This is a genomic window from Thermus sp. FJN-A, assembly GCF_054655095.1.
Genome location: NZ_BAAHSC010000164.1, coordinates 215349 through 238498 on the forward strand (window position 1 = coordinate 215349; position 23150 = coordinate 238498).

The 23150-nt window shown below is 70.6% G+C and carries 26 protein-coding genes and 1 pseudogene; 23 read left to right on the plus strand and 4 right to left on the minus strand.

The annotated features are described in order from the left end of the window. Nucleotides 1–4: 4 nt before the first annotated feature. The 11 genes from ACYQ0J_RS02655 (at nucleotide 5) to ACYQ0J_RS02705 (ending at nucleotide 9305) form a co-directional block, all read left to right on the plus strand. Nucleotides 5–589, plus strand: coding sequence for an FtsQ-type POTRA domain-containing protein (locus ACYQ0J_RS02655; RefSeq protein ID WP_460170639.1), 585 nt, complete (start codon nucleotides 5–7; stop codon nucleotides 587–589). Next, on the plus strand, nucleotides 586–1821 hold the full coding sequence (gene ftsA, locus ACYQ0J_RS02660) for a cell division protein FtsA (protein WP_460170640.1): 1236 nt from the start codon (nucleotides 586–588) through the stop codon (nucleotides 1819–1821). Before ACYQ0J_RS02655 ends, ftsA begins: the two co-directional genes overlap by 4 nt. A gap of 28 nt (nucleotides 1822–1849) precedes the next feature. Next, nucleotides 1850–2905 carry a cell division protein FtsZ gene (gene ftsZ, locus ACYQ0J_RS02665; RefSeq protein WP_460170641.1) on the plus strand — a complete coding sequence of 352 codons (1056 nt, stop codon included), beginning with the start codon at nucleotides 1850–1852 and terminating at the stop codon, nucleotides 2903–2905. Between the two features lie 26 nt (nucleotides 2906–2931). Next, a complete protein-coding gene (ruvC, locus tag ACYQ0J_RS02670; RefSeq protein WP_460170642.1) occupies nucleotides 2932–3432 on the plus strand; it encodes a crossover junction endodeoxyribonuclease RuvC in 501 nt (166 codons plus the stop codon). Between the two features lie 98 nt (nucleotides 3433–3530). Beyond that, complete coding sequence (locus tag ACYQ0J_RS02675) at nucleotides 3531–3968, plus strand: hypothetical protein (protein WP_460170643.1); 438 nt, start codon at nucleotides 3531–3533, stop codon at nucleotides 3966–3968. A gap of 10 nt (nucleotides 3969–3978) precedes the next feature. After that, entirely contained in the window at nucleotides 3979–4422 is a 444-nt protein-coding gene (locus ACYQ0J_RS02680; RefSeq protein ID WP_460170644.1) for a hypothetical protein, read from the plus strand. A 13-nt stretch (nucleotides 4423–4435) separates the two neighbouring features. Continuing rightward, entirely contained in the window at nucleotides 4436–4990 is a 555-nt protein-coding gene (locus ACYQ0J_RS02685; RefSeq protein ID WP_460170645.1) for a DOMON domain-containing protein, read from the plus strand. A gap of 97 nt (nucleotides 4991–5087) precedes the next feature. Next, nucleotides 5088–6317: a YeeE/YedE family protein gene (locus ACYQ0J_RS02690; protein WP_460170646.1), complete on the plus strand. Its 1230-nt coding sequence runs from the start codon at nucleotides 5088–5090 to the stop codon at nucleotides 6315–6317. A gap of 306 nt (nucleotides 6318–6623) precedes the next feature. After that, a complete protein-coding gene (locus ACYQ0J_RS02695) occupies nucleotides 6624–7289 on the plus strand; it encodes a DUF4397 domain-containing protein (RefSeq protein ID WP_093007464.1) in 666 nt (221 codons plus the stop codon). Next, nucleotides 7276–8028, plus strand: a complete 753-nt coding sequence (locus ACYQ0J_RS02700) for a methyltransferase domain-containing protein (protein ID WP_093007466.1) — start codon at nucleotides 7276–7278, stop codon at nucleotides 8026–8028. Before ACYQ0J_RS02695 ends, ACYQ0J_RS02700 begins: the two co-directional genes overlap by 14 nt. Nucleotides 8029–8033: 5 nt before the next feature. Then, nucleotides 8034–9305 carry an alpha/beta fold hydrolase gene (locus tag ACYQ0J_RS02705; protein ID WP_176758168.1) on the plus strand — a complete coding sequence of 424 codons (1272 nt, stop codon included), beginning with the start codon at nucleotides 8034–8036 and terminating at the stop codon, nucleotides 9303–9305. Here ACYQ0J_RS02705 and ACYQ0J_RS02710 read toward each other — a convergent pair. Next, nucleotides 9220–10623 (minus strand): phytoene desaturase family protein, encoded by a 1404-nt coding sequence (locus ACYQ0J_RS02710; protein WP_093007470.1) that lies wholly within the window; start codon nucleotides 10621–10623, stop codon nucleotides 9220–9222. The genes ACYQ0J_RS02705 and ACYQ0J_RS02710 overlap by 86 nt on opposite strands. Before the next feature lie 83 nt (nucleotides 10624–10706). Here ACYQ0J_RS02710 and ACYQ0J_RS02715 point away from each other — a divergent pair, with 83 nt between their 5' ends. From ACYQ0J_RS02715 to uvsE, 5 genes and pseudogenes are all read left to right on the plus strand, one after another. Next, nucleotides 10707–12146, plus strand: coding sequence for an SDR family oxidoreductase (locus ACYQ0J_RS02715; RefSeq protein ID WP_093007472.1), 1440 nt, complete (start codon nucleotides 10707–10709; stop codon nucleotides 12144–12146). Nucleotides 12147–12207: 61 nt separating this feature from the next. After that, on the plus strand, nucleotides 12208–12831 hold the full coding sequence (locus ACYQ0J_RS02720) for an SDR family NAD(P)-dependent oxidoreductase (protein ID WP_093007546.1): 624 nt from the start codon (nucleotides 12208–12210) through the stop codon (nucleotides 12829–12831). Then, complete coding sequence (locus tag ACYQ0J_RS02725) at nucleotides 12832–13338, plus strand: flavin reductase family protein (protein WP_093007474.1); 507 nt, start codon at nucleotides 12832–12834, stop codon at nucleotides 13336–13338. Then, nucleotides 13335–13847 (plus strand): YceI family protein, encoded by a 513-nt coding sequence (locus ACYQ0J_RS02730; protein WP_093007476.1) that lies wholly within the window; start codon nucleotides 13335–13337, stop codon nucleotides 13845–13847. The genes ACYQ0J_RS02725 and ACYQ0J_RS02730 overlap by 4 nt, the downstream gene beginning before the upstream one ends. Then, nucleotides 13844–14662: pseudogene (gene uvsE, locus ACYQ0J_RS02735) on the plus strand (UV DNA damage repair endonuclease UvsE); the annotation flags it as partial. The gene ACYQ0J_RS02730 and the pseudogene uvsE, both read left to right, overlap by 4 nt. A 111-nt stretch (nucleotides 14663–14773) precedes the next feature. Here the strand turns inward: uvsE and ACYQ0J_RS02740 are convergent. From ACYQ0J_RS02740 to carH, 3 genes are read right to left on the minus strand one after another with little or no spacing between them, the layout of a single operon-like run. Then, a complete protein-coding gene (locus ACYQ0J_RS02740) occupies nucleotides 14774–15637 on the minus strand; it encodes an NAD-dependent epimerase/dehydratase family protein (protein WP_093007478.1) in 864 nt (287 codons plus the stop codon). A gap of 5 nt (nucleotides 15638–15642) precedes the next feature. Then, complete coding sequence (ldrP, locus tag ACYQ0J_RS02745) at nucleotides 15643–16230, minus strand: transcriptional regulator LdrP (protein ID WP_093007480.1); 588 nt, start codon at nucleotides 16228–16230, stop codon at nucleotides 15643–15645. Further along, the gene (gene carH / locus ACYQ0J_RS02750; protein WP_093007482.1) at nucleotides 16227–17078 is read right to left on the minus strand and encodes an HTH-type transcriptional repressor CarH; all 852 of its coding nucleotides are present in this window, start codon (nucleotides 17076–17078) and stop codon (nucleotides 16227–16229) included. Before carH ends, ldrP begins: the two co-directional genes overlap by 4 nt. A gap of 109 nt (nucleotides 17079–17187) precedes the next feature. Between carH and ACYQ0J_RS02755 the strand changes: the two genes are divergently transcribed. From ACYQ0J_RS02755 to ACYQ0J_RS02785, 7 genes are read left to right on the plus strand one after another with little or no spacing between them, the layout of a single operon-like run. Next, nucleotides 17188–18039 (plus strand): phytoene/squalene synthase family protein, encoded by an 852-nt coding sequence (locus ACYQ0J_RS02755; protein WP_093007488.1) that lies wholly within the window; start codon nucleotides 17188–17190, stop codon nucleotides 18037–18039. Continuing rightward, nucleotides 18039–19301 carry a deoxyribodipyrimidine photo-lyase gene (gene phr, locus ACYQ0J_RS02760; RefSeq protein WP_460170647.1) on the plus strand — a complete coding sequence of 421 codons (1263 nt, stop codon included), beginning with the start codon at nucleotides 18039–18041 and terminating at the stop codon, nucleotides 19299–19301. Before ACYQ0J_RS02755 ends, phr begins: the two co-directional genes overlap by 1 nt. A gap of 45 nt (nucleotides 19302–19346) precedes the next feature. After that, nucleotides 19347–19526, plus strand: a complete 180-nt coding sequence (locus ACYQ0J_RS02765; protein ID WP_093007492.1) for a hypothetical protein — start codon at nucleotides 19347–19349, stop codon at nucleotides 19524–19526. 9 nt (nucleotides 19527–19535) lie between these two features. Continuing rightward, complete coding sequence (locus tag ACYQ0J_RS02770; RefSeq protein ID WP_460170648.1) at nucleotides 19536–20705, plus strand: cytochrome P450; 1170 nt, start codon at nucleotides 19536–19538, stop codon at nucleotides 20703–20705. Continuing rightward, nucleotides 20702–21400, plus strand: a complete 699-nt coding sequence (locus ACYQ0J_RS02775) for a lycopene cyclase domain-containing protein (RefSeq protein ID WP_460170649.1) — start codon at nucleotides 20702–20704, stop codon at nucleotides 21398–21400. The genes ACYQ0J_RS02770 and ACYQ0J_RS02775 overlap by 4 nt, the downstream gene beginning before the upstream one ends. Nucleotides 21401–21404: 4 nt before the next feature. Next, nucleotides 21405–22076 carry a lysophospholipid acyltransferase family protein gene (locus ACYQ0J_RS02780; RefSeq protein ID WP_460170650.1) on the plus strand — a complete coding sequence of 224 codons (672 nt, stop codon included), beginning with the start codon at nucleotides 21405–21407 and terminating at the stop codon, nucleotides 22074–22076. Next, on the plus strand, nucleotides 22073–23095 hold the full coding sequence (locus ACYQ0J_RS02785; protein ID WP_460170651.1) for a glycosyltransferase family 2 protein: 1023 nt from the start codon (nucleotides 22073–22075) through the stop codon (nucleotides 23093–23095). The genes ACYQ0J_RS02780 and ACYQ0J_RS02785 overlap by 4 nt, the downstream gene beginning before the upstream one ends. Nucleotides 23096–23150 lie beyond the last annotated feature (55 nt).

A 23150-nucleotide genomic window follows, 5' to 3' on the forward strand; every position in this document is an offset into this window, starting at 1 on the left:
TAAGATGGGCACCATGAGAGCCCTCCTGGCCCTGCTCCTCCTCGCCACCCTGTACGTGGCCAGCTTGGTCTCCTTCCCGGTGGATCGGGTAGAGGTGGAGGGGCTCAGGTACCTCAAAAAGGAGGAGGTGCTGGCCCGAACCCGCATCCTCCCGGGGGAGCCCTGGCTCTGGGTGCTCCCGAACCGCTTAAAGCCCCTGGTGGCGGACCCCTGGGTGGCCGAGGCCAGGCTGGAAAAGCCCCGGATAGGAACGGTGCGCCTCCTCCTCCGGGAGCGGGAGCCCTTCCTACCCCTGAGCGACGGGGCCGCCCTCGCTCAGGACGGCACCCTCCTCCCCGGCGGGGCCCCCTGGGCCAAGGGGCCCAGGGTGGAGGGCAAGGGGCCCCTCCCCACCCAAGCCCTCCTGGCCCTGGCCCGGGCCTACCCCGAGGCCAAAAGGCTCCGCTACACCCCCGCCGGGTTCTGGGTGGACCTGGCCGAGGGGAGCCTTTTCGCCCCGGATCCGCAACTTCTGTTAGAGTATGCCCAAGCCGGACGGCCCAAGGGCAAGGTTTTCCTGTATTCTTGGGGGGTGAGCGCAAGCCCATGATTATCGCCGGATTGGATGTAGGCACCAGCAAGGTCACCACCGTGATCGGGGAGCTGGCCCCCGACGGTGTGCTGGACATCATCGGGGAGGGCACGGTCCCTTCCCAAGGCCTGAAGCGGGGCGTGGTGGTCAACCTGGAGCGGACCACGGAGGCCATCCGGCAGAGCCTCCACCAGGCGGAACGGGTGGCGGGGGTCAAGGTGGAGCGGGTGCTCCTGGGGGTAGGGGGGCCCCACCTCAAGAGCGTGACCAGCCACGGCCTGGCGGCCATCCGGAGGGGCCAGAGCATCTCCGAGGGCGACGTGGAGCGGGCCATCGAACAGGCCAAGGCCTACCCCTTTGACAGCGAGCTGGAACTCCTCCACGCCCTGCCCCTGGAGTTCAAGGTGGACGGCCAGGAGGGGATCCGGGACCCGGTGGGCATGGCCGGGGTGCGCCTCGAGGTGGACGTGCACCTGGTGGCCGCAGGCCGGGGGCCCCTGGCCAACCTGCGCCGGGCGGTGGAGGAGGCGGGGCTGGAGATCGAGGCCCTGGTGGCCCAGACCCTGGCGAGCGGCCTCGGGGCCTTGGGCCCGGAGGAGGAGCACATGACCGTCCTCCTCCTGGACGTGGGCGGGGGCACCACGGGGGTGGCGGTGTTCCGGGAGGGGCGCCTGGCCCACTCCTCGGTCCTGCCCCTGGGAGGGGACCACGTGACCCAGGACATCGCCCAGCTCCTGAAGATCCCCTTTGAGGAGGCGGAAAGGGTCAAGCGGAAGTACGGGGCGGCCCTGCCGGAGCTGGCCGACCCGGAGCTCGTCCTGGAGATCAACCAGGAGGGGGGCTCGTTGGGGGAGGTGCCGGCCCCGGAGCTGGCCCGCATCATCCGCCCCCGCCTGCGGGAGATCCTGCACCTGGCCCGCCAGTCGGTGGACGAGGCCCTGGGGCCTTTGGAGATCAAGGTGAACCGGGTGATCCTCACCGGGGGGACCGCCCTGCTCCGGGGCTTTGACCTGTTGGCCCGGCAACAGTACGGGCTCCCGGTCCGGGTGGGCAAGCCCCACGGGGTCTCCGGCCTCACCGACGTGGTGGCCACCCCCGCCCACGCCACCGCGGTGGGCCTGGTGCGCTTCGGCACCACCTTACCCTTGCGGCCCCCCGAGCCCCGGCGGGCCCGGGAGAGGCGGGAGGAGAAGGCCAAGGGCGAGGGCCTTTGGGCCCGGATCAAGGAGATTTTGAACAACCTATTCTGAGCGGAGGGTTTGGGGAGAGGAGGCGGTCATGGAGGGAGCGGTCATCAAGGTCATCGGTCTGGGAGGCGCGGGGAACAACGCGGTGAACCGCATGATCGAGGCGGGGCTTTCCGGGGTGGAGTTCATCGCCGCCAACACCGACGCCCAAGTGCTGGCCAAAAGCCTCGCGGACGTGCGCGTGCAGCTGGGGGAGAAGCTCACCCGGGGCCTGGGGGCGGGGGCCAACCCGGAGGTCGGGGAAAAGGCGGCCCTCGAGGCCGAGGACCTCATCGCCGAGACCCTGGAGGGGGCCGACCTCATCTTCATCACCGCGGGCATGGGGGGGGGCACGGGCACGGGGAGCGCCCCCGTGGTGGCCGACATCGCCAAGCGCCTGGGGGCCCTCACCGTGGCCGTGGTCACCCGGCCCTTCAGCTTTGAAGGCCCCAAGCGCCTGAAGGCGGCGGAGGAGGGGATCCGGCGCCTCAAGGAGCGGGTGGACGCCATGGTGGTGGTCCAGAACGACCGCCTCCTCTCCGCGGTGGACAAGAAGGTCTCCCTCAAGGACGCCTTCCTCATCGCCGACCGGGTGCTCTACCACGGGGTCAAGGGCATCACCGACGTCATCAACCTCCCGGGGCTCATCAACGTGGACTTCGCGGACGTGAAGGCCCTCCTGGAGGGGGCCGGGCAGGTGCTCATGGGCATCGGGGCCGGCCGGGGGGAAAGCCGGGTGGAGGAGGCGGCCAAGACCGCCACCATGAGCCCTCTCCTGGAGCGCTCCATCGAAGGGGCCAGGCGCCTCCTCCTCAACGTGGTGGGCTCGGAGGACCTCTCCCTCATGGAGGCCTCGGAGGTGGTGGAACGGGTGCGGGAGGCCACCGGCAACGAGGACGTGGACATCCTCTACGGGGTCACCTACGATGATCGGGCCCAGGACGAGCTCCGGGTCATCCTCATCGCCGCGGGCTTCGGGGAGAGCACCGTGGTGCCCAGGCCCGTGCGCCCCCTGGACTTCCCCACCCACGCCGACCCCTACAACTTTGACATCCCCGCCTTCATCCGCTACGGGGACGGGGACTATCCCCCCAGGAAGGGGAACTGACTCCCCCTTGTCCCCAGGACCCGGCCATGGTGGTGGTGGGCATTGACCCGGGGATCACCCACCTGGGGCTTGGGGTGGTGGAGGTGGAGGGCAAGGGAAGCCTGAAGGCCCGGCTTCTCCACGGGGAGGTGGTGAAGACCTCTCACCAGGAGCCCGCCAGGGAGCGGGTGGGGCGCATCCACGCCCGGGTGAAGGAGGTGCTCCTCCGCTTCCGCCCCGATGCCATCGCGGTGGAGGAGCAGTACTTTTACCGGCAAAACGAGCTGGCCTACAAGGTGGGCTGGGCCCTGGGCGCGGTGCTGGTGGCGGCCTCCGAAGCCTTGGTCCCCGTCTATGCCTATGGTCCCATGCAGGTGAAGCAGGCCCTGGCCGGGCACGGCCACGCGGGCAAGGAGGAGGTGGCCCTCATGGTGCGGGGGATCTTGGGCCTGAAGGAAACCCCCAAGCCCAGCCATCTGGCGGATGCCCTGGCCATCGCCCTCACCCACGCCTCCTTTGCCCGGATGGGGGCGGGAAAACCCCTTTAATACCACCCCATGCTGGCCCAAGCCAGCACGGGGGCCCCGGGGGACAAACCTCCCCGGGTACGGGTGTTATGGTGCTGTCAGGGGTAAGGAGGTGATGCATGGTACGGGCCTTCAGGAGCGCACAGAACCAAACCCAGTGGGCCCTGGAGTTCATCCGGCTGGTGATGCTCCTCCTCTGCCTGGTGGGGTGGGTCCTGTACCCGCTGGAGCTTATCCTTCTGGAGCACTGGACGGAGAGCTGGCAGAGCAGGATCCCCTTCTTCGTGGCCGTGCCGGGGTTTGTCTTCACCCTCTGGGTGCTTTTTGACCGGAAAACCCCTTGGGTGCGGTGGGCCTTCATCCTCACCATGTGGGCCTCGGTCCTGACCGGGGTGCTGGGGGCCTACTTCCACCTCCTCTGGAACTTCGAGGGGGAGGTGGCCTTTGCCTTTGAGGCGACCATGGAGGCCATGGCGGGAAGCAGGCCGGTCCTGGCGGCCCTGGCCTTCACCCACATGGGGGTGACGGGGCTCCTCGCCATCTACCGGGCCAGGTAGGAGGTGGGATATGATCGAGGCCCTCATCAAAGCCAAGACCGAAGAGGAAAGGCTCTTGGAGTTCCTGCGTTCCACCTTCCTCCTCATCGCCCTGGTAGGCTTCGCCTTCTACGGCATGGAGCACTGGGTGCTGGACCACTGGACGGAGAGCTGGCAGAGCCGGATCCCCTTCCTCGTGTCCTGGGTGGGCTTTCCCCTGACCCTCCTCATGTTCTTCCACCGGGGCAAGTGGGTGCGCTACCCCTTCCTCCTCTGGATGCTGGTAAGCATCCTCACCGGGGTTCTCGGCGCCTACTACCACCTGCTCTGGAACGCCCAGGACGCGGAGGTGAACCTCTTTAGCCTCGAGGGCTTCCTGGAGGCCTTTAAGGGAAGCCGTCCGGTTCTAGCAGCCCTAGCCCACACGCACGTGGGGGCGGTGGCTTTTGTGGTGGGCATCACCATACGGGAGTAACGGGAGGTAGGCCATGCGAAAAAGCGCGGTCTGGTTTCTGGTCCTGGCCCTGGGTGTGGCCCTGGCCCAAGCCCCCAAGGTGGACGGCCGGGTGGCCGGCGGCGAGTACGCCAAGCGCTTCGTTCACGAGAAGAGCGGCTTCACCCTTTACTGGAGCGTGGTGGGGGACACCCTCTACCTGGCCCTCGAGGGCGAGAGCAAGGGGTGGATCGGCCTCGGCTTCCTGGCCGAGAAGACGGACAAGAAGAAGGGGGCAGACCAGTACCTCTTCTACGTGGAAGAGGGCAGGCCCGTGGCTTTGGACATGTACCAGGTGAAGCGCACCGGGGCCCCGGTGCCCGATGAGAAGGAGGGGGGCAAGAACTCCATTCTGGCCTTCGCCGCCACCTACGAGGGGGGCAAGTGGACGGTGGAGTTCAGCCGCAAGCTCAAGACCGGCGAGGCCACCGACGTGGAGATCGTTCCTGGCAGGAAGCTTATCCTCATGCTGGCCCACGCGGGCAAGATGGACCCCAAGGAGGAGCACAAGAAGACGGAGCGCTGGTACGTGGAGGACTTCGCCTTCTAGTCAAGCCCCCGCCTAGGGGCCCTGGGACTCCAGGGCCCCTCCCTCGGCGCAGGCCTTATACCCTTGACCTTACTAGACTCATGGGTAATATGGGGGCATGGAGCGGTCGGCGAGACCCCAACCCTTAGCCCTGGCCCTCTTCGCCCTTGGCTCTGCGGGCCTTTCCCACCTGGTCTACCAGGCCTCCGGCCCCCGGCTCCTCCTCGCCTTCTGGGTGGCGGTCCTCCTGGGGCTTACCCTCTTTCACGCCAAGTTCGGCTTCGCCTCGGGGTTCCGCCGCTTCCTCCTCACCGGGGAAAGCCGCCTTTTACGGGCCCACTTCCTCCTCTTCGCCCTCACCGCCCTCCTCTTCTTTCCCTTCCTGAAAGAGGGGGAGGCCTTCGGCCTCCCGGTCCAGGGCTTCCTGGTGCCCCTAGGGGTGGCCCTGGCGGTGGGGGCCTTCCTCTTCGGGGTGGGCATGCAGCTTGGGGATGGGTGCGCCTCGGGGACCCTCTACCACACGGGAAGCGGGGACACCCGGGGGCTTTTGGTGCTCCTGGGCTTCATGGCGGGCTCCCTCCTCGGGGTCTACCATCTCCCCTACTGGCAGGGCCTGCCCGCCTGGACCCCGGGAAGCGCCCTCACCTGGTTCCCCTCCCCCTACCTGGGCCTTGCCCTCTGGATGGGGCTTCTCGCCGCCTTGTACCTGGGGGTGAGCCAGGTGGAGCGGAGGAGACGGGGGAGGCTCGAGCCCCTCCTCCGCCGGGAGGCCACCCACCCCCTCTTCGGCCCCTGGAGCCTGGCGGGCGGGGCCCTCCTCCTGGCCCTGGGAAGCCTCCTTCTCCTCCTCCTCCAGGGCCGCCCCTGGGGGGTGACGGCGGCCTTCGCCCTCTGGGGGGGCAAGCTGGCCCAGGCCCTGGGCATCCCCGTGCTGGACTGGGCCCTCTTCCACAACCCCCCCTTCGCCGAGAGGCTGCAGGAGAGCGTGCTGAGGGACGCCACCAGCGTCACCAACTTCGGCCTCTTCCTGGGGGCCTTTCTGGGGGCGGCCCTAAGCGGAAGCCTACGTCTGAAGGACCTTCGCCGAATTCCCTGGAGCACCCACCTGGGCGTCTTCCTAGGCGGGGTGCTCATGGGCTATGGGGCCCGGCTTGCCGGGGGGTGCAACATCGGGGCCTACCTGGGGGGTACCGCCTCCTTCAGCCTCCACGGCCCCCTCTGGGGAGTCTTCGCCCTATTGGGGACGGCCCTAGGGGTGCGGCTTAGGCCCGTCTGCCGCTTGGAGAACGAAGGGGGATCCGCACCGCAGGCAGGTGGGAAGGAGGGCCTCGAGGCCCACAGGCTCTAAGTACCCCACCGCGGCTTTCGCCGCGGTGGGGGCCCCAAAAAGACCTTCCCAAGCCTTATTTCGGGCCACCCGTGTTGCGGAATCAACGTGCAGCCGCTTAGCAGGACGGCCCTTAGGGCCCCGGGAAAGGGGGCGTCCTGAGCATGGGGCACGGGTCCATAGCCAGGAGGCAGCCACAAGGCGCACCTCGGCACCCAGGGGCTTCCACGCAGCGTAGGCCCGGCTACTTTTGGAAGTTCTTTGTGGTTCAAACCCAGGTTCTCCCGAGGCCTCCCGGCTAGGCTCAAGGCCTGGAGGTGAACAGGCATGAAACGCGGGTTTTTCGCTATGGTTTTGACGGGCTTGGTGGGTCTGGCCCTAGGCCAAGGGGCCATGGTGCGGGTGGCCCACCTCTCCCCGGACGCCCCGGCGGTGGACGTCCTGGTGAACGGGCAGCGGGCCATCACCGGCCTGGCCTTCAAGGAGGTCACCCCTTACCTCCCCCTCCCCGCCGCCAAGGTCCGGGTCCAGGTGGTGCCTGCGGGGCAGGACGCCCCCGTGGTGATGGACGCCGAGCTGGACTTGAAGGAAGGGGTCTACTACACCGTGGCCGCCACGGGCTTCCTGGCCCAGATCCGGCCCCAGGTCTACACGGACCTCCTCGCCGGCTTCTTCCCCAGGGCGGGGTACGCCCGGATCCGGGTGGTCCACGCCTCCCCCGACGCCCCGGCGGTGGACGTGGCGGTGAAGGGGGGCCCCGTGCTCCTCGCGGGCCTTCCCTTCCCCCAGGCGAGCCCCTACCTCTCCGTGGCCGCGGGGACCTATGACCTCGAGGTCCGGGCGGCGGGCACCGACACCGTGGCCCTGAGCCTTCCCGGGGTAGAGCTGGAGCCGGGCAAGGTCTACACGGTCTTCGCCGTGGGGAGCCTCAAGGAGGGGACCCTCACCGTGGTCCCCGTGGTGGACGCCACCGTCCTCGGTGGGAACCGCTGAGGCTCCCAAGCCCCCCTTCCCGGGGCCTCCCGGGGAGGGGGTTCCCCCTTGGCTCCCTCCCCTCCTCGCCTGCCCCTTCTGCCGGGGGCCCCTCCTCGAGGAGGGATGCCCCGGGTGTGGCCGGGCGTTCCCCTGGAAGGGGGGCTTTCTGGACCTCCGGGCCTTCCGGGAAAGGCCCCTCCTCGCCCTCGTCAACCGGTTTCCCCCCGTGGCCTTGGGCTACGACCTCTGGCGCACCCGCTCCACGGGCCTCCTCTCCGGGGGGCGCCTGGACCTCGCCGGGGAGCTCGCCCTCCTCCGGGAGTGGCTTCTTCCCACGGGAGGGCCTTTTTTGGACGTGGGCACGGGGACCGGGGTCTACCGGGAGGCCCTGGGGGAGGGGATGGTGGGGGTGGACCCTTCCCCCGCCTTCCTGAGGGTGGCCCGGAAGCGCCGCCCGGGAGCCTACCTCCTCGCCCACGGGGAGAGGCTTCCCTTCCGGGAGGGGGCCTTCGGGGGCGTGGCCATCGGGCCCACCTGGAACGAGTTTTTTGACCCCATGGCGGCGGCCCGGGAGGCGAGGCGGGTCCTAAGGCCTGGGGGGAGGCTTTTCGGCCTCCTCCTCCTCGGCCCCGGGGCCTCCCTCGGGCTTTTCCGCCCCTCCCCGGAAGCCCTCCTCCGCCTCTTGGAAGGGGCGGGCTTCCAGGCCGAGGTCCGGAGGCTAGGCCTCATTGGCCTCGTCCTCGCCGAGGTAGGGTGAGGGGCATGAGGCGGCTTTTGGCCTTTTCCCTCGCCCTCCTCCTGGCCCAAGGCCAGGAGTACCGGGCCCTCCCCGGGGCGGACACGGGGCGGCCCGACCTGGACCATAGTTACGCCCTCGTCTACCCCGCCCCAAGGCCCAAGGCCCTCCTCCTCCTGGTGCCGGGGCTTCTCGGGGGAAGCACCAACTTCGCCCTGTTGGCCGAGCACCTGCGCGCCCTTGACCCGGACCTCGAGGTCTGGGCCTGGGAGAGGCGGGCCAATGGCCTCGAGGACCGCCGGGGCTTCCTTCAGGAGGACCCCGTGGCCTACTACCGGCGCATGCCCCTCCCCGACCTCACCCCCTTAAGGGCGTGGGGCTTGGAGGTGCACCTCAAGGACCTGGACCTGGCGGTGGAGGAGGCCAGGAGGCGCGCCCCCGTGGTCCTCGGGGGCCACTCCCTGGGGGCGGCCCTCGCCGGGCTTTACGCCCTCCTCCACGGGGAGAAGCTTTCCGGCCTCGTCCTCCTGGACGGGGCCCCCGGGGTGGCGCGCCTCACGGAGGAGGCCTTTTATGAAGGGACAGACCTCCCCTTTGGCCGCTTCGTGGGCTACCGGGCCTTCCTCCGAGGGGAGGGAAGCCCTGTCGTGGAGTTTTTGGGCCTTGGGCCTGAGGCGCTCGCCCTGGCCGAGGCCGAGGCCTTCCTGGCGGCGAAAAGGCCCGAGGAAGTCCTTCCCTTCGGGCCCTACCGGGCCACCCGGGAGGCCTTGGCCCTCCTCCGGGTGGACGACGACTACAGCCTCCTTCCCGTCTTCAGCGTGAGCGTGGGCCGGGCCTGGGCCAGGGAGGGCTTTAGCCTTTTTGGCCTCCTCCAGGGGCGGCTTGTGCGCACGGTGCGGGGGCCGAGGGCGGGCCCCGTCGCCTGGCGGGACACGGGGGAGGCCACGGACCCCAGGGCCTTCCTGAGGGCCTTCGCCCTCCCCGAGACGGGCTTTTCCGAGTGGTACTTCCCCTACCGGCTCCTCCTGGAGGTGGGGGGGTACCCCTACGTCCTCCGGGGCCTCAAGCCCCGGGCCCTGCCCTACCCGGTGCTCGCCTTAGGGGCCGGGCGGGGCCTCTACCCGAGGGCGGAGAACTTCCTTCTGGGAGAACTCTTCCCGGGGACGGAGGCCCGCGCCCAGGTCCTCCCCGGCCTCACCCACCTGGACCTCCTCACGGAGAGGGAGGGAAGGACGGCCGGGCTTCTCCTTCGCTACCTGCAAGGCCTAGGGCTTCTAGGGCCAGGCGGGCCGCCCTGAGCCCGGAGAGGGCTGCCGCGGGGACGCTCTGCCCCGGGAAGACCCCTTCCCCCACCCGGAAGACGTTGGGAAAGGGCCGCACCCGGGGGAAGCGGAAGGGGTGGGTCTGGGGATACCCCCCCACCCAGGCCCGCCCGGCGAAGCGGGCGTAGGTCCTGGGGGTGCCGAAGAGGAGGAACTCCGCCTCCCTCAGCCCCGGGAGAAGGGCCTCCCCAAGGCGTAGGGCCATCTCCCCCCACCGGGCCTTGAGCCTTCCGTACTCCTCCCGGGAAAGCCCCTCCCAGAGGGCGAGGGGGGTGTGGAGGCTTAGGGCGAAGGCCGTCTTCTCCCCCTCGGGGCGCAGGGAGAGGAAGGCGAAGGGCTTTTCCCTGGCGTTTTGCCGGAAGTAGGGGGGAGGGGCCCTAAAGGGCAGGACCCCGTGGACCACGAAGGCCCCCCAGGCGTCCTTGGGCGCCTTGAGGGGAAGGCCGAGAAGGGGGGCGAGGGGGACGTCCAGGACGAAGAGGTCGGCCTCCACCACCTCCCTTTCCCCCCGCCTTCTTCCCCCGTAGGCCACCTCCACGGCGAAGGCCCGCCCCTCCCGGAGGAGAAGCCTCTCCGCCCGGGCCTTGTAGCGCACGGGAAGGCCCTCCGCCAGGGCCTCCGCCACCCGCCCCACGCCTTCTGGGGCGAGGGCTGAGCCCATGTGGGGGAGGTCCAGGGCCAAAGCGGCGTAGAGGGCGTAGGTGCGCCCCGCCTCCGCCTGGCTTGCGATGAGGAGCTGGGCGTCCAGGAAGCGGAGGAAGTGGGGGTCCTGGGGGGCCCGGTGGACCGCCTTCAAGAAGAGGTCGGGGAGGAGGGGGAGAAGCTCGGGCACGAGGGCGAGGAGGCGGGGAAGCTCCTCCCTCTCGGGGGGCCAGGGGAGGCGGGGAGCGAGGCGGAGGAGGGCCTTGGCCCTCTCCTCCTGCCAGCGCCAGAAGGGGAGGACCTCTGGCCCGAAGAAGTCCCGCTGGGCCTCCCGCTCCGCCTCCCGCCCCACGGGCCGCACCACCCTTCCCCGGGGCAGGTGGACCTCGAGGAGGGGGAAGCCCTCAGGGAGGGGCTCCACGGGGAAGCGCACCTCCAGGGCCTCCGCGATGAGGGCCATGGGGCCTTCGGGAGCGAAGCCGGAAAGCAGGGTGGCCCCGGCGTCCAGGCGGTGCCCCCTGTGGGTGAAGGTTCCGGCGAGGCCCCCCGGGTAGGTGTGGGCCTCGAGGACCAGCACCTCTAGCCCGGCCTTCTGCAGGGCCCGGGCCGCCACGAGCCCCCCGATCCCCGCCCCCACCACCAAAGCCCGCACGGGGGCCAGGGTAGCGCCTCTTTTCCGGCAAGACCTTGGCCTACCGCCCTTTTCCCGGGGGAAGAGGGGTGTAGGCTTGGGGCGTGCGCGTCCTGGTCACGGGGGCCACGGGGTACGTGGGGGGGAGGCTCGTGCCCCGCCTCCTGGAGCGGGGGCACGAGGTGCGGGTCCTGGTGCGGGACGAGGCGCGGCTTGCAGGAAGGCCCTGGGCCAAGGGGGTGGAGGTGGTCCAGGGGAGCCTGGAGGACGAGGAGGCCTTGAGGCGGGCCCTGGAGGGGGTGGAGGCCGCCTACTACCTGGTCCACGCCATGCTCTCGGAGAGGGCCTTCCAGGAGGCGGAGCGCCGCCAGGCGGAGGCCTTCGCCCGGGTGGGCCGGGAGGTGGGCCTTGCGCACGTGGTCTACCTCGGGGGCCTCCTGCCCAAGGAGGGGAAGCCCTCCCCCCACCTGCGAAGCCGGGCCCAGGTGGGGGAGGTGCTGAGGGGGAGCCTTCCCGCCACGGAGTTTCGGGCCGGGCCCATCGTGGGCTCAGGGTCGGCGAGCTTTGAGATGGTCCGCTACCTCACGGAGCGCCTGCCCGTCATGCTGGCCCCCCGCTGGGTGCTGAACCCCGTCTCCCCCATCGCCATCCGCGACGTGCTGGCCTACCTCCTCCTGGCCCTGGAGAGGGGGCCTTCCGGGGTGGTGGAGATCGGCGCCGAGCCCCTCTCCTTCAAAGCCATGATGGAGACTTACGCCGAGGTGCGGGGGCTTAAGCGGGTCATCCTCCCCGTCCCCGTCCTCGCCCCGAGGCTTGCCGCCCTCTGGGTGGGCCTCGTCACCCCCATTCCCAACCGGCTTGCCCTCCCCTTGGTGGAGGGGATCCTCCACCCCCTGGTGGCGGACACCGCCCGGGCCCGGGCCCTTTTCCCCGAGGTCTCGCCCATCCCCTACCGCAAGGCGGTGGAGCTCGCCCTGGAGAGGATCGCCCTGGGGGAGGTGGAGACGCGCTGGTCGGGGGCGCTTTACGGCGGGGGGTTCCGCCTCGAGGACCGGGAGGGCCTCATCCGCGAGGTCCGCGCCCTCCGCACCCAGGCCTCTCCGGAGGCCCTCTTCCGGAGCTTCGCCTCTTTGGGAGGGGAGAGGGGCTGGCTCGTCTGGAACTGGGCCTGGGCCTTGAGGGGCCTTCTGGACCGCCTCCTCGGGGGGCCGGGCCTGAGGCGGGGGAGGCGCCACCCCACCGAGCTCCTCCCCGGGGAGGCGGTGGACTTCTGGCGGGTGGAGGCGGTGGAGCCCCCGAGGCTCCTCCGCCTAAGGGCGGAGATGCGCCTGCCCGGACGGGCCTGGCTGGAGTGGGAGGCCCGGGAGGAGGAGGGGGGAAGCCTCCTCGTCCAGACCGCCTACTTTGAGCCCAAGGGCCTCACGGGCTTCCTCTACTGGTGGGCCCTTTACCCCATCCACCGGCGCATCTTCAGCGACCTGGCGCGGGCCATCGTCCGCGAGGCCGAAGCCGCCCATGCGCCACCGCGAGGTGGGGCGGGGTGAGAGGAGCCCTTTTCTCCCTGCCCTACAAACCAAAGCCGCCCCAGGCCCTAGCCTGAAGGCCATGCGGGTCCTCATCGCCGGAGCCACGGGAGGCCTGGGGGGCGCCTTCGCCCGGGCCTTTAAGGGGCACGAGCTCTTCCTCTCGGGGAGGCGGGCCGGGGCCCTCTTGGAGCTCGCCCGGGAGCTTGGGGCCAGGGCGCTTCCCGCAGACCTCGCCGACGAGCTGGAGGCCAAGGCCCTCCTGGAGGAGGTGGGGCCCTTGGACCTCCTGGTCCACGCCGTGGGAAAGGCGGGGCGGGCCTCCGTGCGGGAGGCGGGGCGGGACCTCCTGGAGGGGATGCTCGCCGCCCACCTCCTCACCGCGGCCTTCCTCCTGAAGCACGCCCGCTTCCAGCGGGGAGCAAGGGCGGTCTTCTTCGGGGCCTACCCCCGGTACGTCCAGGTTCCCGGCTTCGCCGCCTACGCCGCGGCCAAGGGGGCCCTCGAGGCCTACCTCGAGGCCGCCCGGAAGGAGCTCGCCCGGGAGGGGGTGCACCTCGTCCTGGTGCGGCTTCCCGCCGTGGCCACGGGGCTTTGGGCCCCCCTCGGGGGGCCGCCCAAGGGGGCCCTCTCCCCGGAGGAAGCGGCCCGGAAGGTCCTGGAGGGGGTCCTCAAGGACCCTCCCCCGCAGGTTCTGGAGGTCTAGGTGTACCGGAGCTTCTTCTACCCCATGCGCCTCGCCCTCCTCTCCTCGGGGGAGAACTTCATGCCCATGGCCTGGTGGACCCCCGTTTCCAAAAGCCCCTTCCGCTTCCTCCTCGCCGTGGACCGGAAGAACCACACCCTAAGCCTTCTGCGGGAGCTTTCCGAGGCGGCCCTTTCCTTCCTCCCCTGGGAGGAGCGGGCCTGGGTGGTGCGGGCGGGCTACCTCACGGGGAGGAAGGCCCGGAAGGCGGAGAGGCTCGGGGTGGCCCTTAGGCCTGCCCGGAGGCTCGCCCACACCTTGGTCCCGGAAAAGGCCCTGGCGGTGTTTGAGCTGAAGGTGACGGAGTGGCCCATGGACGGGGACCACGCCCTCTTCCTGGGGGACGTGGTCCACGTGGAGGGAAGCCCCGAGGCCAGGCTCAGGCCCATCCTCTTCCTGGGCTTCCGGGACTACGCCACCTTGGGGGAGCGCTGGCGCTTCTCCCCCTCGGGAGGGGGTGGGCCGTGAGGGGGGCTTTCCTCCTCGCCTTCCTCCTCCTGGCCCAGGCCCAGGCCCCCCTGGCCGTGGAGGGGGTGGCCCGCTACCGGGGGTACTACCCCTTGGGAAGCTGGGAGGGGGTGAACCCCACGGCCCGGGGGGAGGTGCTTTGGGACGGGCGGGAGAAGGCCTCGGGAAAGGTCTGCCTAAAGCAGGCGGCCTGGGACTCGGGGAACGCCGAGCGGGACGAGAAGGCGCGGAAGATCCTGAAGGCCGAGGCCTACCCCGAGGCCTGCCTCTACCCCCAAAGGGCCTACCGGGAAGGCTCCGGGTTCGTGGTGGAAGGGGAGCTGGAGATGGCGGGGAAGAAGCTTCCCGTGAGGGTCCTTGGGGAGCTTCGGGAGGAGGGAGGGGGGTACCGCTTCTCGGGGCGCTTCGCCACCCGCTTTTCCCAGTGGGGCCTGGAGCGGCCGAGGTTCCTCTTCCTCGAGGTCCGGGACGAGGTGGAGGTCTACCTGGAGGCGAGGCTTCTCCGGTGATCCGCCTGGGCTACCCCTGCGAGAACCTCACCCTGAAGGCCACCACCAACCGCACCCTGCGCCTCGCCCACCTCACCGAGGAGCGGGTGCGGGAGAAGGTGGCGCAAAACCTAAAGGACCTGGAAAGGATCCTCCGCTTCAACGCCGAACACGGCTTCGCCCTCTTCCGCATCGGCCAGCACCTCATCCCCTTCGCCTCCCACCCCCTTTTCCCCTACGACTGGGAAGGAGCCCACAAGGAGGCCTTGGGGCGCCTCGGGGCCCTGGCCCGTGCCCTCGGCCAGCGGCTTTCCATGCACCCTGGGCCCTACGTGAACCCGGGAAGCCAAGACCCCAAGGTGGTGGAGCGCTCCCTAATGGAGCTCCGCTACTCCGCCCGGGTCCTCTCCCTCCTCGGGGCGGAAGACGGGGTCTTGGTCCTCCACCTGGGCGGGGCCTACGGGGAGAAGGGGAGGGCCCTCCGCCGCTTCGTGGAAAACCTCCGGGGGGAGGGGGAGGTCCTGCGCTACCTGGCCCTGGAGAACGACGAGAGGCTCTGGAACGTGGAGGAGGCCCTGGAGGCGGCGGAGGCCCTGGGGGTGCCCGTGGTGGTGGACACCCTTCACCACGCCCTAAACCCCGGGAGGCTCTCCCTGGAGGAGGCCTTCCGCCTCACCTTTCCCACCTGGCGGGGCCGGCCCAAGGTGCACCTGGCAAGCCAGGACCCTAAAAAGCGCCCCGGGGCCCACGCCTTCCGGGTAAGGAAGAGGGACTGGGAGCGCCTGCTTGCCGCCTTGCCCGCCCCGGCCGACGTCATGGTGGAGGCCAAGGGCAAGGAGCGGGGCCTAAGTACCCCGCTCTGGCTTGCGCCAGAGCGGGGGCCCCAAAAGAGCCTTCGCAAAGCCCTACCCCCGGCGTCCCATGTGGCGAAATCAAGGTGCGGGCACTTAGCAATGGAGGTACTGGGGCAAGACCTCCTCCGGGGCCTGGGGCGTGGGCAGGATTTCCTTAAGGGCCTCGGGGAAGGGGGCGGTGTTCCCCTCCTTGAGCATGAGGTACTGGTCCAGGGTGAGGGGGCTGAAGGGGAGGAGGGAAAGGAGGGGCACGAGGCGGTCCATGAGCCAAAGGGGTAGGGGCAGGAAGGGCTTCTTCCTCCCCAAGGCCTCCATCACCAGGAGGAGGAGCTCGCGGAAGGTGTACTCCTTAGGCCCCACCAGGTCGTAGGTGCCCTCGAGGCCCCGCTCCAAGGCCTCCACGAAGGCCTCCGCCACGTCCCCCACGTACACGGGCCGGAAAGGAAAGCTCCCGTCCCCGATGAGGGGGACGAAGGGAAGGGGGGCGCAGACGAGGCCCCTAAGGACCCCCCCGAAGAACCCGTCCCCGGGGCCGAAGATGAGGCTTGGGCGGAAGATGGCGTGGCTCAGGCCGCTTTGGCGCACCAGGGCCTCCCCTTCCGCCTTGGTGCGGTGGTAGCGGCTTGGGGCGTCTGGCCTTGCCCCCAGGGCGGACATGTGGAGGAGCCGGCCCACCCCGGCCCGCTCCATGGCCCTTAGGAGGTTCCTCACCCCCTCCACGTGCACCGCCTGAAAGGTCTGCTCCCCCTCTCGGATAAGGCCCGCCAGGTAGATGGCGGCCTCCGCCCCCTGGAGGTCCGGGGCTTCCTTGGCGATGTCCCCCTCCACCAGGACCGCCCCCTCGGGGAGGGGCCTGGACCTGCGGGCGAGGACCAGGGGGGTGTGGCCCCGCTTAAGGAGGGCCCGCACCACCTCCTGGCCCACGAACCCCGTCCCGCCCACGACGAAAACCCGCATGGGCGCTAGGCCGCCTCCAAGGCCCCTTCCGCCTCGGCCTCGAGGGCCTGAAGGTTCAGGAGGTACACCTTGCGGTAGGCGGTGGCGATGAGGCCCCCTTGGCGGAGGTCGGAGAGGATCTTGGACACCGACTCGCGGGTGGAGGCGGTGGCGTCGGCGATCTCCTCGTGGGAGACGGTGACGTAGAGGCCCTTCTCGTCCCGGTAGGAGGCCGGGGTGTCGGCGAGGAAGAGGAGGTAGCGGGCGATGCGGGCCCGAAGCTCTCCCGTCTGCAGGTGGGCCTCGTAGGCGTGGACCCGCCGCATCTGCCGGGCGAGGTTCTTCGCCACCTGGTGCAGGGCCTCGTGGGACATGGCCTTGGGGTCAAACCCCTGGACCACGGCCTCCGTCATGGCCTCCGCGGTGTAGCGGTAGCGCTTGCCCTCCAAGGCCTCCTCGCCAAAGAAGTCCCCCGGGAGGACGTGGCGCAGGGTGAGGATGCGCCCGTCGGGCAAAAGCTCCACCACCCGCACCAGCCCCTCCTCCAGGCGGTAGAGGGTGTGGGCGTTCTCCCCCCTCAGGTAGATGGTCTCCTTGCGGCCAAACCTCTTCATGCTTCCTCCTTTTCCGTCTCCAGCCAAAGGGCCTCGGCGAGGGCCTCGGGCGCCTCCAAGTGCTCGGCGCCAAGCCTCCTGGCCTCCTCCGGGTCCGCCCCCTGCCCCCCGAGGAAGACCCGGGGGGCGAGGTCCTTGAGGGCCCCGTCGGGAAGGGCCCTCAAGGGCTCAGAGAGGAGGGCGGAGAGGACCACGGCCCTCGCCCCAAGCCGCCGGGCCAGGGCCCTGAGGTCGGGCAGGGGGGTGTCGGGGCCCAGGTAGAGGGCGGGAAGCCCCCGGCGGCGGAGGTGGTAGGCGGCGAGCATGGCCCCCATCTCGTGCCGCTCCCCGGGGGGCGTGGTGACGAGGACGGGGGGCCCCGGGGGAAGGCCCGCGAGGTCCAAAAGCTCCTGGAGCCGCGCCCGGAGGAAAGTGGAGGCCAGGTGCTCCTCCGCCACCCCGATCTCCCCCCGGTGCCAGGCCTCCCCCACCTCCCGGAGGACGGGGAGGAGGAGGTGCTTCAGGGCGCCCTCCGGGCCCAAGAGCCTGAGGCCCCGGCGGAAGAGGGCCTCGGCCCCGGCGAGGTCCCCCCGGAGGAGGGCCTGGATGAGGTCGGCCCCCAGGCCCTCGAGGCGCACCTCCTGGGCCAGGTAGCGGCGGATGGCGGCCTTGGGCGTGGCCCCCTCCTCCAGCCAGCGCTTGATGGTCTTCAGGGCCTCCACGTCCTCCAGACGGTAGAGGCGGTGCCCCCCCGGGGTGCGCAGGGGCTTGGGGAAGCCGTAGCGGCGCTCCCACTGGCGGAGCACCTCGGCGGAGAGGCCGGTCATGGCCTCCACCTCGGCGATGCTGTACACCCCGGAGGAGGTCATGGCCTAAGGGTAGCAGGTTGTACAACTCCTGTCAAGGTCTTGTACAGCTTGGCCGAGTGTGGGCGGGACAAAAGTCCCGTAAAAGGGGTACACTAAAACTGAACTCAGTATGGAGCCCGATTGGAAAGCCCTCCTCCGGATCCTCCGGGCCCACTCCGCCACCTTCTACCTGGGAAGCCTCCTCTTCCCCAAGGAGGCCCGCAAGGGGGCCTGGGCGGTCTACGCCGCCTGCCGCCTGGGGGACGAGGCGGTGGACGGGGAGGGCGGGGGCCCCAAGGCCCTAGAGGCCTGGTGGGCGGGGGTGGAGCGGGCCTACCGGGGGAGGCCCCTCGCCGAGTGGGAGAAGGGCCTCGCCTGGGCCCTGGAGCGCTGGGACATCCCCTTTGAGGCCTTCGCCCACATGCGGGAGGGCTTCCAAACCGACCTCGGCCCCGTGCGGCTCAGGACAGAGGAAGAGCTCCTCCGCTACTGCTACCAGGTGGCGGGCACCGTGGGGCGGATGATGGCCCCCATCGCCGGGGGGAATGGGGAGGCGGAGGCCCGGGCGGTCCAGCTGGGCCAGGCCCTGCAGCTCACCAACATCCTCCGGGACGTGGGGGAGGACCTGAGGCGGGACCGGGTCTACCTGCCCATGGAGCTCCTGGAAGCCTACGGGGTGCGCCTGAGCGACCTTATGGCGGGGCGCATCACCCCGGAGTACCGCGCCCTCATGGCCCACCTGGAGGGGAAGGCCCGGGCCCTCTACCGGGAGGGGCTTGCGGGCCTGGGCCACCTCAAGGTGGGCCGGGCGGCCATCGCCCTTGCCGCCTTGCAGTACCGGGGGATCCTGGACAAGCTCAGGCTTTCGGGCTACGACAACCTGGGGAGGCGGGCCCACCTCAAGGCCTGGGAAAGGGCCTTCCTCGTGCCCAAGGCCTTCCTTGCCGCCCGCTTTCCCCCAAGCCTGGAGGAAAGCCCCTGATGGGCCCCTTTCTCGTCTGGCACCGGGGCGACCTCCGCCTCCACGACCACCCGGCCCTCCTCGAGGCCCTGGCCCGGGGGCCGGTGGTGGGCCTCGTGGTCCTGGACCCCAACAACCTGAAGACCACCCCGAGGCGGCGGGCCTGGTTCCTGGAGAACGTCCGGGCCCTTAGGGAGGCCTACCGGGCCCGGGGCGGGGCCCTTTGGGTCCTGGAGGGCCTCCCTTGGGAGAAGGTGCCCGAGGCGGCGAGGAGGCTTAAGGCCCAAGGGGTCTACGCCCTGAAGGGCTACACCCCCTACGGCCACCACCGGGACGCCCGGGTGGCCGAGGCCCTTCCCGTCCCCCTCCACCTCCTCCCCGCCCCCCACCTCCTCCCCCCCGACCTCCCCAAGCCCTACCGGGTCTACACCCCCTTTAGCCGCCTCTACCGGGGAGCCGCCCCGCCCCTTCCCCCTCCCGAGGCCCTGCCTAAGGGGCCGGAGGAGGGGGAGATCCCCCGGGAAGACCCGGGGCTTCCCCTCCCCGAGCCGGGGGAGGAGGCGGCCTTGAGGCGGCTTTGGGGCTTCCTCGAGGCCAAGCTTCCCCGCTACGCCGAGGAACGGGACCGGCTGGACGGGGAGGGGGGCTCGAGGCTTTCCCCCTACTTCGCCCTGGGGGCCCTCTCCCCGAGGCTTGCCGCCTGGGAGGCTAAGAGGCGGGGCGGGGAGGGGGCGAGGAAGTGGGTGGCCGAGCTCCTTTGGCGGGACTTCTCCTACCACCTCCTCTACCATTTCCCCTGGATGGCGGAAAGGCCCCTGGACCCGAGGTTCCAGGCCTTCCCCTGGGAGGAGGACGAGGCCCTCTTTCAGGCCTGGTACGAGGGGAAGACGGGGGTCCCCCTGGTGGACGCCGCCATGCGGGAGCTCAGGGCCACGGGCTTCCTCTCCAACCGGGCCCGCATGGCCGTGGCCCAGTTCGCGGTGAAGTACCTCCTCCTCCCCTGGAGGAGGGCGGAGGAGGCCTTCCGCCACCTCCTCCTGGACGGGGACCGGGCGGTGAACCTCCAGGGCTGGCAGTGGGCGGGAGGGCTTGGGGTGGACGCCGCCCCCTACTTCCGGGTCTTCAACCTGGTGGCCCAAGGGGAACGGCACGACCCCGAGGGGCGTTGGCTCAAGCGCTGGGCCCCGGAGTACCCCTCCTACGCCCCCAAGGACCCCGTGGTGGACCTGGAGGAGGCGAGGAGGCGCTACCTGCGCCTGGCGAAGGGCCTCCCCCGAGGGTAGGCGGGGGTACACTCCTGGGAGGGGCTTCCCCGGTAGAGTGCGGGCATGTTCAAGGTGAAGGACCCGGAAAAGGCCCTCAAGGCCATCGCCCTCTTCCGCTACGCCCTGGCGGCCCTCTTCCTCCTCCTCGCCCTCTTCCGCCCCGAGAAGCTCCTCTTCGGGGGCCTGGCCCTCCTCGCCCTCCTCATGGCCCGCTCGGGGTACTGCCCCCTGGTGCGCCGTTAAGATGCTCCCATGAAGCGCCTTTCCCTGAGGGAGGTCCAGCCCTACCTAAGAAACCTCCAGCAAGATCCCCTCGCCGTCCTCCTGGAGTGGGGCCGGGCCCACCCCCGGCTCCTCCTTCCCCTGCCGGGCTTCCCCCTGGCCCTGGTCTTTGACCCCGAGGGGGTGGAGGGGGCGCTCCTCGCCGAGGGGACCACCAAGGCCACCTTCCAGTACCGGGCCCTCTCCCGCCTCACGGGAAGGGGCCTCCTCACCGACTGGGGGAAAAGCTGGAAGGAGGCCCGCAAGGCCCTCAAGGACCCCTTCCTGCCCAAGGCGGTCAGGACCTACCGGGAGGCCATGGAGGAGGAGGCCCGGGCCTTCTTCGGGGAGTGGCGGGGGGAGGAGCGGGACCTGGACCGGGAGATGCTCGCCCTCTCCCTACGCCTCCTCGGGCGGGCCCTCTTCGGAAAGCCCCTCTCCCCAAGCCTCGCGGAGCACGCCCTTAAGGCCCTGGACCGGATCATGGCCCAGACCCGAAGCCCCCTGGCCCTCCTGGACCTCCCCGCCGAGGCCCGCTTCCGGAAGGACCGGGCCGCCCTCTACCGCGAGGCGGAGGGGCTCATCGCCCACCCGCCCCTCTCCCACCTCCCCCGGGAACGGGCCTTAAGCGAGGCGGTGACCCTCCTGGTGGCGGGCCACGAGACGGTGGCGAGCGCCCTCACCTGGTCCTTCCTCCTCCTCTCCCACCGCCCCGACTGGCAGGAGAAGGTGGCGGAGGACGGGGCCATGGCCCTCGCCGCCTTCCAGGAGGCCCTGAGGCTCTTCCCCCCCGCCTGGGTCCTCACCCGGAGGCTGGAGAGGCCCCTCCTCCTGGGAAAGGATCGGCTCCCCCCGGGCGCCACCCTGGTCCTCTCCCCTTACGTGACCCAGAGGCTCTACTTCCCCGATGGGGAGGCCTTCCGGCCCGAGCGCTTCCTGGAGGAAAGGGGGACCCCTTCCGGGCGCTACTTCCCCTTCGGCCTGGGGCAGAGGCTCTGCCTGGGGCGGGACTTCGCCCTCCTCGAGGGCCCCATCGTCCTGCAGGCCTTCTTCCGCCGCTTCCGCCTAGACCCTCTCCCCTTCCCCCGGGTCCTCGCCCAGGTCACCTTGAGGCCCGAAGGCGGGCTTCCCGCGCGGCCTAGGGAGGGGGTGCGGGCGTGACCTACCTCGCCTTCCACCTCGTCTTCCTCCTCCCGCCCCTCCTCCTCCTCCTGGCCACGGGCCTTCCCCGGCCCCCTAGGCTCTGGGCCTACCTCCTCATGCCCCTCATCGCCCTCCTTTACACCACCCCCTGGGACAACTACCTGGTGTGGAAAGGGGTCTGGGGCTACCCAGAAGGGAGGGTGCTCCTGCGCCTCGGGTACGTGCCCCTGGAGGAGTACCTCTTCTTCCTCCTCCAGCCCCTCCTCACCGGGGCCTTCCTCCACCGGGTGGCGGGGGCGCCGCCTTCGGCGGGGCGGGGCCTCGCCCGGGTGGTGGGGGGCGGGGTGGGGCTCCTCGTGGCCGCCCTGGGGGTCCTCCTCCTCGCCCTCGGGGGGAAGGGGCTTTACCTGGGGCTTATCCTCGCCTACTTCGCCCCCGTCTTCCTCCTGCAGTGGGCCTTCGGGGGAGACCTCCTCTGGGGCTGGCGGCGGGCCCTCCTCCTCGGGGTGGCCTTCCCCACCCTCTACCTCTGGTTCGCCGACGCCTGGGCCATCCGGGAGGGGATCTGGTGGATCTCCCCCCAGTACACCCTAGGCCTCGGGGCCTTCGGGCTTCCCCTGGAGGAGATGGCCTTCTTCCTCTTCACCAACCTGGCCGTGGTCCAGGGCCTCCTCCTCGCCTGGCACCCCGAGGCCCTGAGGCGCCTAAGATAACCCCGTGGCCGACCTCTGGGAACGCCTGAAGGAAAGGCCCACGGGCAAGGCCCTGGGCCTCCTTGTGGAGGCCCTCCTCCTGCGAAGCCTCAAGGGGAGCCTCCGGGGGGTCTACCTGAGGGGGGAGGCGCCCGCGGGCCCCCTGGTCCTCGTCCTGAACCACCACGGCTTCTTTGACGGCCACCTGGCGTGGCTTCTGGGGAAACTCTACCAGAGGCCCCTAAGCCTCCTCGTGGCCGAGGAGAACCTGCGGGCCTTCCCCGTGCTGAAGCTTGTGGGGGCCTTGGAGGCGGGGCGGGTGCGGGAGGCCCTGCGGAGGCTTAAGCGGGGGGAGTGGGTGGCCCTCTTCCCCGAGGGGGCCATGCGCTACCCGGGGCCCCTGGGGCCCCTTCGGGAAGGGGCTTCTTGGCTTGCGGAAAAGGCGGGGGTTCCCCTCCTCCCCGTGGCCCTAAGGGTGGTCCTCCGGGGGTACGAGCACCCCGAGGCCTTCGTCTGGATCGGGAAGCCCATCCCCCCCAAGGAGGCCAGGGCCCTGGGGGGGCTTCTCCAGGGGCTGGACGCCCTCCTCGCCCAAACCCACCCCCGGGAGGTGCCAGAGGGCTTCCGGGAGGTGCTTCGGGGGAAGAGGAGCCTGGAGGAAAGGGTGCTTCCCCTGGTGAGGCTCTTTCGGCCATGACGGGGGACTTCTTCTTCGGGGTCTTCCTCTTCCTCCTCCTGAGGTGGCTCGCCCTCCTCCATAACCTCCTCGCCTTCCCCCGCCTAAGGCCTCGCCCCACGCCCCCGAGGCCCACGGCCTCCCTCCTCGTGCCGGCCCGGAACGAGGCGGAAAACCTAAAGAAGACCCTCCCCGCCCTCCTCCGGCAGGGGGCCCTCGAGGTCCTCGTCCTGGACGACCTCTCCGAGGACGGCACCGCCCAGGCCGCCCTGGAGGCGGCGGGGCACCACCCCGCCTTCCGCCTCCTCCGGGGCGCCCCCCTGCCCCCGGGCTGGACGGGGAAGAACTGGGCCTGCTTCCAGCTCGCCCAGGAGGCGCGGGGGGAGGTCTTGGTCTTCACCGACGCCGACGTCCTCTGGGAGGAGGGGGCCTTGGGGGGGCTTCTGGAGGCCCTGGAGGGGAAGGAGATGGTCTCCGCCCTCCCCCGCCAGGAGGTGGGCCTTAGGGAGGGCGCCCTGGTGGCCTTCGTGATGCACGGGCTCCTCTCCTTCCTCCCCCACCCTCTTCTAGAAGGGCTACGGGTGGCGAACGGCCAGGTCCTGGCCTTCCGAAGGGCGGCCTACCTCGCCCTCGGGGGGCACGAAGCGGTGAAGGGGGAGGTCCTGGAGGACGTGGCCCTGGCCCGAAGGGCGCGGACCTACGGCCTCTTCCTGGGCAGGGGGCTTTTCCGGGCGCGGATGTACCGGGGCTACGGGGAGGCGGTGGCGGGCTTCGCGAAGAACTTTCTGGCGGTCCACCTGAAGAACCCCGCCGTCCTCCTGGGCTCGGCCTTTTACCACCTCGCCCTCTACACCCTGCCTTGGCTCTTTGGGCGTTGGGAACTTGGGCTTATGGGCCTTCTGGAGCGGCTTTGGGTGCAGAAGGCCCTCGGGGGGCCCCTCTGGTCCGCCCTCCTCACGCCCCTCGCCCCCCTTCTCCTCCTCCCCGTCTACCTCCTGGCCCTCCTCCCGGGAAGGCGCTGGAAGGGGCGGAAGGTGTGACGCTGGCTGGTCCCCCGGGAAAGGCTGGAGTGGACCCACAGCCTGGTCACTCCCG

Excerpts from the sequence above, each read along its gene's own strand:
- ACYQ0J_RS02740 (WP_093007478.1), bottom strand. The coding sequence starts at position 15,637 with ATGCGGGTTTTCGTCGTGGGCGGGACGGGGTTCGTGGGCCAGGAGGTG.
- ACYQ0J_RS02695 (WP_093007464.1), top strand. The coding sequence starts at position 6,624 with ATGAAACGCGGGTTTTTCGCTATGGTTTTGACGGGCTTGGTGGGTCTG.
- ftsZ (WP_460170641.1), top strand. The coding sequence starts at position 1,850 with ATGGAGGGAGCGGTCATCAAGGTCATCGGTCTGGGAGGCGCGGGGAAC.
- ftsA (WP_460170640.1), top strand. The coding sequence starts at position 586 with ATGATTATCGCCGGATTGGATGTAGGCACCAGCAAGGTCACCACCGTG.
- ACYQ0J_RS02765 (WP_093007492.1), top strand. The coding sequence starts at position 19,347 with ATGTTCAAGGTGAAGGACCCGGAAAAGGCCCTCAAGGCCATCGCCCTC.
- carH (WP_093007482.1), bottom strand. The coding sequence starts at position 17,078 with ATGACCTCCTCCGGGGTGTACAGCATCGCCGAGGTGGAGGCCATGACC.
- ACYQ0J_RS02755 (WP_093007488.1), top strand. The coding sequence starts at position 17,188 with ATGGAGCCCGATTGGAAAGCCCTCCTCCGGATCCTCCGGGCCCACTCC.
- ACYQ0J_RS02785 (WP_460170651.1), top strand. The coding sequence starts at position 22,073 with ATGACGGGGGACTTCTTCTTCGGGGTCTTCCTCTTCCTCCTCCTGAGG.
- ACYQ0J_RS02680 (WP_460170644.1), top strand. The coding sequence starts at position 3,979 with ATGATCGAGGCCCTCATCAAAGCCAAGACCGAAGAGGAAAGGCTCTTG.
- phr (WP_460170647.1), top strand. The coding sequence starts at position 18,039 with ATGGGCCCCTTTCTCGTCTGGCACCGGGGCGACCTCCGCCTCCACGAC.
- ACYQ0J_RS02685 (WP_460170645.1), top strand. The coding sequence starts at position 4,436 with ATGCGAAAAAGCGCGGTCTGGTTTCTGGTCCTGGCCCTGGGTGTGGCC.
- ACYQ0J_RS02705 (WP_176758168.1), top strand. The coding sequence starts at position 8,034 with ATGAGGCGGCTTTTGGCCTTTTCCCTCGCCCTCCTCCTGGCCCAAGGC.
- ruvC (WP_460170642.1), top strand. The coding sequence starts at position 2,932 with ATGGTGGTGGTGGGCATTGACCCGGGGATCACCCACCTGGGGCTTGGG.
- ACYQ0J_RS02655 (WP_460170639.1), top strand. The coding sequence starts at position 5 with ATGGGCACCATGAGAGCCCTCCTGGCCCTGCTCCTCCTCGCCACCCTG.
- ACYQ0J_RS02720 (WP_093007546.1), top strand. The coding sequence starts at position 12,208 with ATGCGGGTCCTCATCGCCGGAGCCACGGGAGGCCTGGGGGGCGCCTTC.
- ACYQ0J_RS02690 (WP_460170646.1), top strand. The coding sequence starts at position 5,088 with ATGGAGCGGTCGGCGAGACCCCAACCCTTAGCCCTGGCCCTCTTCGCC.
- ACYQ0J_RS02770 (WP_460170648.1), top strand. The coding sequence starts at position 19,536 with ATGAAGCGCCTTTCCCTGAGGGAGGTCCAGCCCTACCTAAGAAACCTC.
- ACYQ0J_RS02675 (WP_460170643.1), top strand. The coding sequence starts at position 3,531 with ATGGTACGGGCCTTCAGGAGCGCACAGAACCAAACCCAGTGGGCCCTG.
- ldrP (WP_093007480.1), bottom strand. The coding sequence starts at position 16,230 with ATGAAGAGGTTTGGCCGCAAGGAGACCATCTACCTGAGGGGGGAGAAC.